At 71.7% G+C, this 12,041-nt stretch carries 11 protein-coding genes and 1 pseudogene; 6 read left to right on the top strand and 6 right to left on the bottom strand.

Features of this window, described 5'->3' with window-relative positions; genetic code table 11:
* Window positions 1-70 precede the first annotated feature (70 nt).
* The 4 genes from ACFCX4_RS28345 to ACFCX4_RS28330 form a co-directional block, all read right to left on the bottom strand.
* Window positions 71-595, bottom strand: a complete 525-nt coding sequence (locus tag ACFCX4_RS28345) for a MarR family winged helix-turn-helix transcriptional regulator (RefSeq protein WP_376148244.1) — start codon at window positions 593-595, stop codon at window positions 71-73.
* Window positions 596-744: 149 nt separating this feature from the next.
* The gene (locus ACFCX4_RS28340) at window positions 745-1,551 is read right to left on the bottom strand and encodes an AIM24 family protein (protein WP_376148249.1); all 807 of its coding nucleotides are present in this window, start codon (window positions 1,549-1,551) and stop codon (window positions 745-747) included.
* A gap of 293 nt (window positions 1,552-1,844) precedes the next feature.
* A complete protein-coding gene (locus ACFCX4_RS28335) occupies window positions 1,845-2,495 on the bottom strand; it encodes an AIM24 family protein (protein WP_376148242.1) in 651 nt (216 codons plus the stop codon).
* Window positions 2,495-3,133 carry an AIM24 family protein gene (locus tag ACFCX4_RS28330; protein ID WP_376148240.1) on the bottom strand — a complete coding sequence of 213 codons (639 nt, stop codon included), beginning with the start codon at window positions 3,131-3,133 and terminating at the stop codon, window positions 2,495-2,497. Before ACFCX4_RS28330 ends, ACFCX4_RS28335 begins: the two co-directional genes overlap by 1 nt.
* A gap of 193 nt (window positions 3,134-3,326) precedes the next feature.
* Here ACFCX4_RS28330 and ACFCX4_RS28325 point away from each other — a divergent pair, with 193 nt between their 5' ends.
* Complete coding sequence (locus ACFCX4_RS28325) at window positions 3,327-3,644, top strand: DUF3817 domain-containing protein (RefSeq protein WP_376148246.1); 318 nt, start codon at window positions 3,327-3,329, stop codon at window positions 3,642-3,644.
* A gap of 92 nt (window positions 3,645-3,736) precedes the next feature.
* Here the strand turns inward: ACFCX4_RS28325 and ACFCX4_RS28320 are convergent, their stop codons facing one another.
* The gene (locus ACFCX4_RS28320) at window positions 3,737-5,344 is read right to left on the bottom strand and encodes a M4 family metallopeptidase (protein ID WP_376148237.1); all 1,608 of its coding nucleotides are present in this window, start codon (window positions 5,342-5,344) and stop codon (window positions 3,737-3,739) included.
* A gap of 438 nt (window positions 5,345-5,782) precedes the next feature.
* On the opposite strand from ACFCX4_RS28320, the gene ACFCX4_RS28315 reads away from it, so the two are divergent.
* The 3 genes from ACFCX4_RS28315 to ACFCX4_RS28305 all read left to right on the top strand — a co-directional run bounded on the left by ACFCX4_RS28315 (window position 5,783) and on the right by ACFCX4_RS28305 (window position 8,669).
* Window positions 5,783-6,343 (top strand): MarR family winged helix-turn-helix transcriptional regulator, encoded by a 561-nt coding sequence (locus ACFCX4_RS28315; protein ID WP_376148234.1) that lies wholly within the window; start codon window positions 5,783-5,785, stop codon window positions 6,341-6,343.
* A gap of 75 nt (window positions 6,344-6,418) precedes the next feature.
* A complete protein-coding gene (locus tag ACFCX4_RS28310) occupies window positions 6,419-6,757 on the top strand; it encodes a DUF3817 domain-containing protein (RefSeq protein WP_376148231.1) in 339 nt (112 codons plus the stop codon).
* Between the two features lie 226 nt (window positions 6,758-6,983).
* Window positions 6,984-8,669: a methylmalonyl-CoA mutase gene (locus tag ACFCX4_RS28305; RefSeq protein ID WP_376148228.1), complete on the top strand. Its 1,686-nt coding sequence runs from the start codon at window positions 6,984-6,986 to the stop codon at window positions 8,667-8,669.
* Between the two features lie 43 nt (window positions 8,670-8,712).
* Here ACFCX4_RS28305 and ACFCX4_RS28300 read toward each other — a convergent pair.
* Window positions 8,713-9,348 (bottom strand): annotated as a pseudogene (locus ACFCX4_RS28300) (TetR/AcrR family transcriptional regulator); the annotation flags it as partial.
* 363 nt (window positions 9,349-9,711) lie between these two features.
* Here ACFCX4_RS28300 and trxA point away from each other — a divergent pair.
* Complete coding sequence (gene trxA, locus ACFCX4_RS28295) at window positions 9,712-10,713, top strand: thioredoxin (protein ID WP_376148225.1); 1,002 nt, start codon at window positions 9,712-9,714, stop codon at window positions 10,711-10,713.
* 604 nt (window positions 10,714-11,317) lie between these two features.
* A complete protein-coding gene (locus ACFCX4_RS28290; RefSeq protein ID WP_376148222.1) occupies window positions 11,318-11,983 on the top strand; it encodes a DUF6230 family protein in 666 nt (221 codons plus the stop codon).
* The last annotated feature ends 58 nt before the right edge of the window (window positions 11,984-12,041 follow it).

The following is a 12,041-nucleotide window of genomic DNA, read 5'->3' as shown; positions in this document are numbered from 1 at the left end:
AGGGCGGCACCCGGCCCGGGTGCCGCCCTTGCGCCGTTCACGGCCGGTGCCCGGCCGTGTCCGCCCGGGCTCAGCCGCGTCCGCGCAGGCCGCGCAGGTGCTCGGCGACCGGGGCCAGCGCCTCGTACATCGCGTCGAGCTGCTCGGGGGTGAAGCGGTCGATGAAGTGCGCCCGGACGCTGCGCACGTGGCAGGGCGCGACCCGCTGCATGGTCTGCCAGCCCTGCTCTGTGAGGTGGGCGTAGAGACCGCGGCGGTCGCCCGGGCAGTCCTGGCGCAGCACCAGGCCGGCGTTCTCCATCCGGGTGATCTGGTGGGAGAGCCTGCTCTTGGACTGGAGGGTCGCGGTGGCCAGGTCGGTCATCCGCATCCGCCGCTCGGGTGCCTCGGAGAGCACCACCAGGATCTCGTAGTCGTTGATGGCGAGGTTGTGCGGCTGCAGCTCGCGGCTGAGCTGGTAGTCCAGCAGCTTGGCGACCTCCAGGTGGGCGCGCCACAACCGCTGCTCCCGGGCGGTCAGCCAGGGAGTCTCCTCCTCGGACCCCGCGGGCTGCGGGACTGAGATGTCGGCCGGCTCGATCGTGTGCGTCTCCATGGCCCCAGGATACCGCATTTAGTTCAATGTTGTACGACTTTACCGGCGTTCACGTCCGGCGGTGGACGCGATCCGGCCACGGTGCCGCACGGCCCGTGCGGCACCGTGGCCCTTCGTGCTCCGCCCTGCCCCGTCCGGCGCGCCCCGGGTCAGAGCCCGAAGCGCCGTCCGAGGTCCCCCAGGTTACCGAGACCGGGCACGTTCGGGAGCTGGCTGCCGTGGCCCGAGGCGTGTTGGCTCGGCACCCCGCCCATCGGCACCCCGGCCTCGGCGTGCACCTGGCCGACCGACCGCTCGGCCATCAGCGTCTCGCTGGACTGCAGCAGCACCTGGCCCGCGCCGATGAACTCGAACTGGTGCTCCTCGCCGGACGCCCCGCCGACGCCGGTGAGCCGACGCAGTCCGCCGATCACCCCGTGCATGTAGTCGTGGTCGTAGTGGTGGCACGGCGCCGGGCAGTCCGCCCAGCCGACCAGCGCCTGCGGGTCCACCCGGATCGGCGGCTCGACGAAGTGCACCGGCCCGTTGGAGGCGGCGACGAACTTGCCGCTGCCGATCAGGGTCAGGAAGCCCGGGATGATCGACTGCTTGAGCCGGAGGGTGGGCTCGAAGGCCAGCAGGTTCCCCGAGCGGACCGTCAGGTTCCCCTCCTCCAGGTCGTAGGAGTTGAGGTCGAAGGCCCGGTCGGCCAGCAGCAGCTTGCCGCGTCCCTCGGCGACCACCCAGTCCGCCGCGTGCATCGGCGAGTTGAAGTGCTGCCCGAGCATCCGGTCGACCGCGCCGGCGCCGACGCCCTTGAAGGAGATGTCGCCGTAGTAGGCGACCATCTTGCCCTTCTGCAGGAAGTACGAGCCGTTGAGGTCCACCGAGAAGGCGTACGGGTTGACGTTGTCGTTGGACGGCAGGCTGTGCGCGTCGTGCACCACCGGCCCGGTGCCGTCCTGCGCCTTGGGCAGCGGGGCCTGCGCGCCCCCGTACTGCTCCTGGGCGTACTGCTGGGGCGGCTGCGCCGGGTAGCCCTGCGGCGGGGGCGGTGGGTATCCGCCCTGCTGGGGGTAGGGCTGTGGCGGGTACGGCTGCCCCTGGGGCGGGTAGGGCTGGCCCTGCGGGGGATAAGGCTGGCCCGGCGGGGGGTAGGGCTGTCCCTGCGGCGGGTAGCCGGGCGGCGGGGCGGCGGGGTAGCCGGGCTGGGTCGGCTGGCCGTACGGGTCGTGCGGCTGCCCGTACGGGGGCTGCGGCGGGTAGGACATCAGAGCTTCTCCTCGCTCGCCTGCACGTACACCGTGCCGTGCCCGGACAGCTCCAGCTGGAACGCCTCGCCGGAGCCGCGGCCGATCATGTCGCGCCACCCCAGCGCGGTGGACAGCTTGTTCTGGACCTGGCCGCGGTGCGCGACGTAGGCCTGCGGGTCGACGTGCACCGGCTGGTTCGGCGTGATCGGCAGCTCGAAGACGCCGCCGTGCGCCATCACCGCGACGGAGCCGTGGCCGTCCAGCTTGGTGGTGAACAGGCCCTGGCCGGTCACCTGGCCGCGGACCATGCCCATCACGCCGCCCTGCGAGCCCATGAACATGGTGGACTGCTGCAGCGAGCCCTCGAAGGCCAGCAGCCGGTCCGCCTCGACGTACAGGGTGTCGCCGGTGAGGTCGATCACGTGCACGTGGTGGCCGCCGTGGCCGAACATCACGCTGCCCTGGCCCTCGACGGTCATCAGCGGGGTGTCCTCGTTGGCCACCCGCCGGCCGATCATCGACATCACGCCGCCCTGGCCGCCGGTGATGTTCGGCGTGAACCGCACCTCGCCGGTGTACGCGAGCATCGCGCCGCGCTGGCTGAACAGCCGCTGGCCCGGGACGACCAGGGCCTCGATCATCTTGCTGTTGATCTTCGTGAACGCCATCAGACGTCGCCCCCGATGGTCAGCTTCTCGGAGGGCTGCACGTAGACCAGGCCCTCGCCGGTGAACTCCACCTGGACGGCCTCGCCGCCGCCCTCGCCGATGAAGGTGCTCCAGCCGGCGCCGGACTTGATGGAGCGGTTGAGGTTGCCGGTGTGCGCCACGTACGCGCCCGGGTCCACCCGCAGCGGCATGCCCTGGGAGACCCGCAGGATGATCGCCGGCCCCTGGGAGGTCACGGCGGCCCAGCCGTGGCCCTCGACCTTGGTGGTGAACAGGCCGTTGCCGGAGGAGACGCCGTTCAGGCCGGTGAAGCTGGTGCCGGTCTTCAGTGTGCCCTCGGTGCAGAGCAGGTTGTCCGACTCGACGTAGAGCGTCTCGCCGTTCAGCCGCACCAGGTTGATCTCGGTGGCCTGGTCGGCGAAGTAGCAGGTGCCCTGGCCCTTCACCTCCATGACCGTCATCTGCTCGCCGGTCAGCCTGCGCGTCACCATGCCGCGCAGGCCGTCACCGCCGCCGCTGAGTTTCTTGAAGTTCATCTGGCCCGTGTAGGCGACCATCGAACCGTTCTTGGCCTTCACGAGGTCGCCGGTCATGTCGACGGCGAGCGTCTTTGACCCCTGGAGTCGAAACTGTGCCACGGGCGCAATCTAGCGGTCGGCGGGCCGGCCGGGGGAGGGGGTGGCGGCGTTCTGGTACGTGTCTGGGACAAAACGGCCGGTCGGGCTCCGGTGCCACCCCGGGCACGGCCCCGGACATGTGCTCGGTGATAATGGGGCGGATGCTTGTGAGCCGGTTCACAAGCGATCTCCGAGCCCCCGTATCGAGGTACCCATCGTGAACAGCAGCGCCGTCCACCGCCTGCGCCTGGTCTCCGGCCCCGAAGGGGTCTCCTTCCTGCTCCTGCTGGTCTGCTCGGTGCTCAAGCGCACCACCGACTTCAATGGTGTGCCGGTGATGGGCATGATCCACGGGATCCTGTTCGTCCTGTACGTCGTCTTCTGGATCCTGGCCTGGCAGACGCAGAAGTGGGACGTCAAGCGCGGCGCCGTGCTGTTCGTCCTCTCGGTGCTGCCCGGCGGCGGCTTCGTCGCCGAGCGGATGCTCGCCAAGGAGGAGCGCGCCAAGGTCGCGGTGCCGGCTGCCGCCTGACCCTCCCCGCGACGCGCCGACAGGCTGCCGGGGCCCCCTCTCCCAGTGGGCCCCGGCAGCCTGTCGCGTTACCGGGAGTGGTCCGTCCGGCGTTAGTTGACGCCCACCGCGCTCCAGGCGGCGGCCACCGTGTTGTACTCCACGCTGCCGGCGCCGTAGAGGTCCTTGGCGGCGTTCAGGGTGCCGGTGCGGGCGCCCTTGTAGTTGGTGCTGGAGGTGAAGTACGTGGTCAGCGCCTTGTACCAGATGGCGCCGGCCTTGTTGCGGCCGATCCCGGCGACGGTCGAGCCGTTGGAGGTCGGGCTGTTGTACGCGACGCCGTTGATGGTCTTGGCGCCGCTGCCCTCCGACAGCAGGTAGAAGAAGTGGTTCGCGACGCCCGAGGAGTAGTGGACGTCGATGCTGCCGATGCCGGAGTACCAGGTGTCCTTGGACGAGCCGTCCTTGGAGGGCTTGTCGAGGTAGCGCAGCGGCTTGCCGTTGCCGAAGATGTTGATCTTCTCGCCGATGAGGTAGTCCGGCACGTCCGCGGGCAGGTTGGCGTACCACTCGACCAGGGTGCCGAAGATGTCCGAGGTGGCCTCGTTGAGGCCGCCGGACTCGCCGGAGTAGGTGAGGTTGGCGGTGGCGGAGGTGACGCCGTGGGTCATCTCGTGGCCGGCCACGTCGATCGCGGTCAGCGGGTTGGCGTTGTTGGTGCCGTCGCCGTAGGTCATGCAGAAGCAGGAGTCCTGCCAGAAGGCGTTGACGTAGGCGTTGCCGTAGTGCACCCGGTTGCTGGCGCCGACGCCGTTGTTCTTGATGCCGCTGCGGTTGAAGGTGGCCTTGTAGTAGTCCCAGGTGGCGCCGGTGCCGTACTGCGCGTCCACCGCGGCGGACTGGGTGTCCGAGGCGAGCCCGTTGCCCCAGTTGTTGTCCGCGTCGGTGTACAGCGCGTTGCTGCTCTTGGCGTTGCCGGTCCACTGGTTGCCGCGGGACGGGTCCTTCAGCTGGTAGGTGCTGCCGCTCTGGGTCGTGGTCAGCGGGACCGTCCCGACGTGCACGCCCTTGCCGGTGCCGGCCGCGGTCTGCACCTCCTCGTGGGTGGAGAGCACCTCGCCGGTGGCGGCGTCGGTGATCAGCCGCTGGCTGCTCGGGGTGCCGTCGGCGCGCTCGCCGTGGACCACCGTCTGGTAGGCCAGCCGCGGGGTGCCGCCGCCCGCCCAGACCACCAGGGACGGGGCGCTCGCGCCGTCGACCCGGGTGACGGGGGAGGCGTCCGCGTCGCTCGGGGCGATCCCGACCGTGGCCCGGACCGACTCGACGGCCTGGGTGGAGGCGGTGCCGGCGGAGAGCGCGGGGGTCAGGGTCGGGACCGAGAGCCGGCCCTCGTACGCCCGGTCCACCGAGGAGATCCGGCCGCCGGCGGTCTGGTGGACGATCAGGTCGCCGCCGAGCACCGGCAGGCCCGCGTAGGTGCGGTCGTAGCGCAGGTGACGGGTGCCGTTGGCGTCGGCGATCACGTCCTTGACGACCAGCTGCTCCTGGCCGCCGAGGGAGAGGGCCTTCGCCAGCGGCGCGGCCTGCTGGCCGGCCAGCGCGACGAGGGCGTCGCGCTGCTGGACGGGGACGGCCTGGGCAGGGGCCGCGGCGACCTGGACGGCGCCGGCCAGCAGGGCGGAGGCGGAGAGTACGGCGCCGACTGTCAGCTTTCGCTTCACGTACGGGGTTCCTTCCACGAAACCGCGGGTGCGCGGTCACGCCTCGTACCGGGGCGCCGGGGTTGGCGCCGTGGGGCGGTAGGGCGCTGACGTGCTGATCCCGTGCGGCCTGACAGCCCGTCGTTGGGTGGGGGCGACGGGCGTCCGGACGGGGCTTGGGCAGAAGCATGACAATGCAGGTCGTGAAAGAACAGGGCGCAACGGGGGATTGGCCAGGTCTCGCCACGGCCCGTACGGGTGGTGGCGGTGCGACGGTTGTCCTTTTCGTGACCGTTCGTCCGCTGGCGGGATCCCGCCAGCGGCGGACCTTGTCGTCCGGGGGCGGCCTTGCTACGGGCGGCGCGCCGGGCGACGCCGCCGAACCGTGCGGCCGGGTCGCACCTGTCCACCATCAGGACGCCCGGGAGCACCGGTTCCGCCCGCCGGTACGGTAAGGAGGTGGCCAAGCCCCTCGCACTCGACTTCGACCCGATCGCCCGCGCCGACGAGCTGTGGACCCGCCGCTGGGGGACCGTCCCCGCGATGGCGGCGATCACCTCGATCATGCGGGCGCACCAGATCCTGCTCTCCCGCGTGGACGCGGTCCTCAAGCCGTACGGGCTGACCTTCGCCCGCTACGAGGCGCTGGTGCTGCTCACCTTCAGCCGGACCGGCGAGCTGTCGCTCTCCAAGATCGGCGAGCGTCTGATGGTCCACCCGACCAGCGTCACCAACACCGTCGACCGCCTGGAGCGGGCCGGTCTGGTCGCCCGCCGCCCCAACCCGCTGGACGGCCGCGGGGTGCTCGCCTCGATCACCGGCCACGGCCGCGAGGTGGTGGAGGGCGCCACCCGCCGGCTCATGGCGATGGAGTTCGGCCTGGAGGAGTACGACGAGGAGCAGTGCCGCGAGGTGTTCGCCCTGCTCCGCCCGCTGCGGGTGGCCGCCGGCGACTTCGCCGAGGCGTCGGACGACCTCGCCGGGGCCGTGGGCGAGGGGCCTGCGCGGCCCGGGGCGTGAGGACGGCTACCCTCGTGTGAGCGGTGCGCGGATCCGGACGTACCCCCCGATGCTGCCGAGCGAGGCGATGATTTCATGAAGGCGACCCCCCTGCTGGGCTGGTACCGCGCCCTGGCGATCGCGACCGGTGTGGCGCTGCTGGTCTTCTGCGGCTTCATGGTCGCGAAGTACGGCTTCGACACGGCCGAGGACGTGACCACCTACGTCGCGATGCTGCACGGCTACCTCTACATCGGGTACTTCGTGGTGACCTTCCTGCTCGGCCAGAAGCTCAAGTGGCCGCTGGGTCGGATGATCTTCACGCTGGCCGCCGGCTGCATCCCGTTCGCCTCCTTCGTCGCGGAGCGCAAGGTGGTCGCCGAGGCCGCCGCCCGGCTCCCGGCCGACGCCGCCCGCCAGCCGGCCGGCGTCTGAGCGCACGGCGCGCCGCCCGCGGCACGCCGCAGGGCGCCCTCCCCCTCGCCGGGGAGGGCGCCCTTGCGCGTGTCCGGGGTCCGGTCCGTGGCCCCGGGGGTGCGGGTCCGGTGTCCGCGCCGGGTCTCCGTCGACAAGTACTAGGACGTCCGAGTAAATTAGTAGGACGTCCTAACAGCTGTGCCGCCCGCTGGTGAGGCGGCCGTACGGAGCGGAGTTCGGGGTCATGGACGCCGAGGAGATCGAGCGCGGACGGCAGCGCTGGCAGCAGCGGTACGACAGCGCCCGCAAGCGGGACGCGGACTTCACCACCCTCTCCGGGGACGAGGTCGAGCCGGTCTACGGCCCGGCCCCCGGACAGGCCCACGAGGGCTTCGAGCGGATCGGCTGGCCCGGCGAGTACCCCTACACCCGGGGTCTGCACCCGACCGGCTACCGCGGCCGGACCTGGACCATCCGCCAGTTCGCCGGCTTCGGCAACGCCGAGCAGACCAACGAGCGGTACCGGATGATCCTGGAGGCGGGCGGCGGCGGCCTCTCGGTCGCCTTCGACATGCCCACCCTCATGGGCTACGACTCCGACGACCCGCGCTCGCTCGGCGAGGTCGGCCACTGCGGCGTGGCGATCGACTCGGCCGCCGACATGGAGGTGCTGTTCCGCGGCATCCCGCTGGGCGACGTCACCACCTCGATGACGATCAGCGGCCCGGCGGTGCCGATCTTCTGCATGTACCTGGTCGCCGCCGAGCGGCAGGGCGTCGACCCGGGGGTGCTCAACGGCACCCTGCAGACCGACATCTTCAAGGAGTACATCGCCCAGAAGGAGTGGCTCTTCGCGCCCGAGCCGCACCTGCGCCTGATCGGCGACCTCATGGAGTACTGCGCGAACGGCATCCCGGCCTACAAGCCGCTGTCGGTCTCCGGCTACCACATCCGCGAGGCCGGGGCGACGGCCGCGCAGGAGCTGGCGTACACCCTCGCCGACGGTTTCGCCTACGTCGAGCTGGGCCTCTCCCGCGGCCTGGACGTGGACGTCTTCGCGCCCGGCCTCTCCTTCTTCTTCGACGCGCACCTCGACTTCTTCGAGGAGATCGCCAAGTTCCGCGCCGCCCGCCGGATCTGGGCCCGCTGGATGCGCGACCGGTTCGGCGCGAAGACCGACAAGGCCCAGTGGCTGCGCTTCCACACCCAGACCGCCGGCGTCTCGCTCACCGCGCAGCAGCCGTACAACAACGTGGTCCGCACCGCCGTCGAGGCGCTCTCGGCGGTGCTCGGCGGCACCAACTCGCTGCACACCAACGCCCTGGACGAGACCCTGGCGCTGCCGTCCGAGCAGGCCGCCGAGATCGCCCTGCGCACCCAGCAGGTGCTGATGGAGGAGACCGGCGTCACCAACGTGGCCGACCCGCTGGGCGGCTCCTGGTACGTCGAGGCACTGACCGACCGGATCGAGCAGCAGGCCGAGGAGATCTTCCGGAAGATCCTGGACAAGGGCCGGGAGGACCACGAGGTCGGCCCGATCACCTCCGGCATCCTGCGCGGCATCGAGGACGGCTGGTTCACCGGCGAGATCGCCGAGGCGGCCTTCCAGTACCAGCAGGGCGTGGAGAAGGGCGAGAAGCGGGTCGTCGGCGTCAACTGCCACCCGCGCAGCGTCACCCCCGAGCTGGAGATCCTGCGGGTCAGCCACGAGGTCGAGCGGGAGCAGGTCCGGGTGCTGGGCGCGCGCCGGGCCGGCCGCGACGAGGCCGCCGTCCGGGCCGGACTGGACGCGATGCTGGCCGCCGCGCGGTCCGGCGCGTCGATGATCCCGCCGATGCTGGACGCGGTGCGCGCCGAGGCCACCCTGGGCGAGATCTGCAACGCGCTGCGCGAGGAGTGGGGGATCTACCGGGAGGTCGCCCGGTTCTGAGCCGGACCCCGGTCCGTCCCGTGCGTACGGCGGGCCGCAGGCCGGGGAAGGGGCCGAGCAGCAGCCCGGTGAAGCGCCGGGTCCAGTCGGGGGTGATCGGCTCGCCGCTGACCAGCACCCGGTGCTCGACCGTTCCGGCGATGGTGTCGAAGATGATGTCGACCTCCTCGCGGGCGGTCCGCTCGTCGCCGTCCGGGGCGAGTTCGCCGCGGGCCTGGGCGGCGGCCCGGCCCTGCCGGACCAGCCGCTTCTGCGGGTCGACGATCGACTCCCGGATCCGCCGGCGCAACTGCCGGTCGCGGGTGCCCTCGGCGAACAGGGCGAGCAGCGCGGCCTGGGTCTCCGGCCGGGCCAGCAGGTCGGCGAACTGTGCCACCACGGCCTCGACGTCGGCCTGCAGGCTGCCCAGGTCGGGCATCTCCAGCTCGTCGAAGAGGCTGGCGACGGCGTCCACCACCAGCTCGTTCTTGGACGGCCAGCGGCGGTACAGGGTGGTCTTGGCGACGCCGGCGCGGGTCGCGACGTGGCCCATGGTGAGCCCGCCCCAGCCGAGTTCGGCGAGGGTCTCGCGGGTGGCGTCCAGGATGGCGCGGTCGGCGGCGGCGCTGCGCGGCCGGCCCTTGGCACGGCCGGCGGCGGTCTCCGGGCTCTCCGGGGCGGGGGGCTGGGGGGCCGGCACCGGGCCTCCTTGCGATTTACCGGTAAGTAACTTGTCTGTGAGCGGTAACGGTAGCGACTCCTCCGCGCCCGGGTCAGCCGGGCCGCCCGGGAAAGTGGCCCAGCTCACGTCCGGCGAGCGGCGGAAGGGGTTGCGGCGGGTGCCCTCGGTCCAGTTACGCTACGACTCGTAGCGAAAGCGACGACCAGGCGCCGTGTCCCGTGGGACGGGAGCGGCGCGGGCGCGGATGGGGATCCGCGCCGAACGGTTCAGGCTATCGGGAGGTGGGTCCACCGCCTCGGGAATCGGGACCGCGCAGCCCGCGCGGGGCGTTTTCCGGGAGGTTGGTGCCCGGCAGCGGCGCGGGCGGGGGAGGATGGTGCCATGCAGCCACGGAATTCTCGTCTCAACAGTGCCGCCCTGCGTGGTGCGGTCGACCTCGCCGCGGTGAAGGCAGCCGGCGAGGCTGCCCAGAAGGCCGAGCAGGCCAGGGCCGAGCGGGCCCGCCAGGCGGCCTCCGGCGAGGCGGCCGGGTCCGCCCCGGCCGGGTCCGCGCTCCGCCTCGTCGTCGACGTCACCGAGGACACCTTCGAGACCGAGGTCGTCCAGCGGTCCACCGAGGTGCCGGTGGTCGTCGACTTCTGGGCCGAGTGGTGCGGGCCCTGCAAGCAGCTCAGCCCGATCCTGGAGCGCCTGGCCGAGGAGTACGCCGGCCGGATCGTGCTCGCCAAGATCGACGTCGACGCCAACCAGCTGATCGCCCAGCAGTTCGGCATCCAGGGCATCCCGGCCGTGATGGCCGTGGTGGCGGGCCAGCTGGTGCCGCTGTTCCAGGGCGCCGAGAACGAGGCCAACGTCCGCAAGGTGCTGGACCAGCTGATCCTGGTCGCCGAGCAGCGCTTCGGCGTGGTCGGTCTCGGCGGCGGCGTTCCCGCCGAGGGTGCGGAGGCCGCCGACGGTCCGGGCCGTCCGGAGGACCCGGCGCTGGGTGCGGCGCACGACGCGCTCGACCAGGGCGACCTGGCCGGTGCCGTGCAGGCCTACCGGAACGTGCTGACCGAGCAGCCGGGCAACACCGAGGCCCGGGTGGGCCTGGCCCAGGCTCAGCTGCTGCAGCGCATCGAGGGGCTGGACCTGCAGGCGGTCCGGGCGGCCGCCGCGGCCGACCCCAAGGACGTCGCGGCCCAGCTGGAGGCGGCCGACCTGGACCTGGTCGGCGGGCACGTCGAGGACGCCTTCGGCCGGCTGGTGGCGACCGTCGGCAGGACCTTCGGCGAGGACCGGGACACCGCCCGGCTGCGGCTGCTGGAGCTCTTCGAGGTGATCGGCCCGGAGGACCCGCGGGTCACCGCGGCCCGTCAGGCGCTGGCCCGGGTGCTGTTCTGACGCCCGGTCGGTGACACGGGGGATGACCTGCGCCGCCGCCGGGTGATTTAGGGACAATCCGGTCATCGCCCCTGAGGTTTACCAAATCTTGACAACACCCGTGGACGGTCACGACATGTGACCGTCCACGGGTGTTTCGCTGATGTTTCCGAGGGATTCCGCCCGCACGAATCCTTCATTTCGTCACGCTGCGTGCTGTCGCCTTCGATTCCATGATCGCTGTCGCCCGTATGGGATTACCCGTCAGTAATGCGACCTCTTGTGCTCGGCCCTGGATTCGAGCAGCATCGGCACGCCCGGTCCCCACACCTCGACCTCCGCCGGCAGCCGGCCGGCGGGCGGCGAGCAGGGGATCCCCACCGGGTGGCCGACGGCCCTGCCGCCGGCGAAGAGGGCAGGGGGGTGTCCGCGGTCCCACAGCGGTTCCTGTCCTTCGTACGGCCGCGCCGCCCGCGCGGTCGCTGGTCGTCGCTCGGGGGGATCGCCCGTGTCGCCACGGCGCTCTCCGCTACCGAGGACGTAGCTCTCTCCCATCCCAGGCCCCCGCGTGTGCCGGACGTGCCACCGGGGAGCCGGAGATGTACGTCCCACAAGGAGGACACGCATGTCCCAGACCCACGGCAAGACCCGCTGGAAGCGCTTCGCCCTGGTGATGGTGCCGAGCGTCGCGGCCACCGCGATGGTCGGCGTCTCGATCGCCAACAGCGCGCTCGCCGCCTCGTTCAGCATCTCGGGCCAGCAGTTCAAGGTGCGGACCCCGCACCTGACGGGCAGCAACTTCGCCCAGTTCGGCGCGGTCGACATCGAGGCCAACGGCAAGCCGCACCCGGTCGCCGTCTCGGCCTTCGACGACGCCGTGATCGAGAGCCTCTGCCAGTCGGTGGTCACCGACCTGTCGGCGCTCGGCCTCGGCAAGATCACCCTCCAACTGAACGCCGGGACCGAGAAGGGCAAGCCGGTCACCGCGCACAACCTGCTGATCGACCTGGAGCAGCTGGACGCCGACGCGACCTTCCGGGACATCAACATCGGCCAGGACGCCTCCACCCTCACGGGCTCGGCGACCCAGGGCTGGAAGGGCCACCCGAAGCTGGGGAAGGCGGGCGAGAGCCTGCCGACCGGCGCCTTCGGCTTCGCCCAGGCCGCCCGCGAGGCGGACCTCACCAACGTGCAGCAGACCGCGCGCGCCACCTCGGCGGGCACCTTCGTGCTCAACGGCCTGAGCCTCAAGCTCAAGAGCGGCGACGGCCCCGGCAACGAGTGTTTCTGAGCCCCGCCTGACGGCGCGCCGGCCGGCGCGCCCCGGGTCGACGGGTCCCACCGGGGGC

Source organism: Kitasatospora sp. NPDC056327 (genome assembly GCF_042261735.1).
Lineage (GTDB): Bacteria > Actinomycetota > Actinomycetes > Streptomycetales > Streptomycetaceae > Kitasatospora.
This window is presented reverse-complemented; position numbering and strand designations above follow the sequence as displayed.

What these genes read in the sequence shown, in the direction of transcription:
- ACFCX4_RS28305 (WP_376148228.1), top strand. Translation starts at nt 6,984, where the DNA reads ATGGACGCCGAGGAGATCGAGCGCGGACGGCAGCGCTGGCAGCAGCGG.
- ACFCX4_RS28290 (WP_376148222.1), top strand. Translation starts at nt 11,318, where the DNA reads ATGTCCCAGACCCACGGCAAGACCCGCTGGAAGCGCTTCGCCCTGGTG.
- ACFCX4_RS28335 (WP_376148242.1), bottom strand. Translation starts at nt 2,495, where the DNA reads ATGGCGTTCACGAAGATCAACAGCAAGATGATCGAGGCCCTGGTCGTC.
- ACFCX4_RS28310 (WP_376148231.1), top strand. Translation starts at nt 6,419, where the DNA reads ATGAAGGCGACCCCCCTGCTGGGCTGGTACCGCGCCCTGGCGATCGCG.
- ACFCX4_RS28345 (WP_376148244.1), bottom strand. Translation starts at nt 595, where the DNA reads ATGGAGACGCACACGATCGAGCCGGCCGACATCTCAGTCCCGCAGCCC.
- trxA (WP_376148225.1), top strand. Translation starts at nt 9,712, where the DNA reads ATGCAGCCACGGAATTCTCGTCTCAACAGTGCCGCCCTGCGTGGTGCG.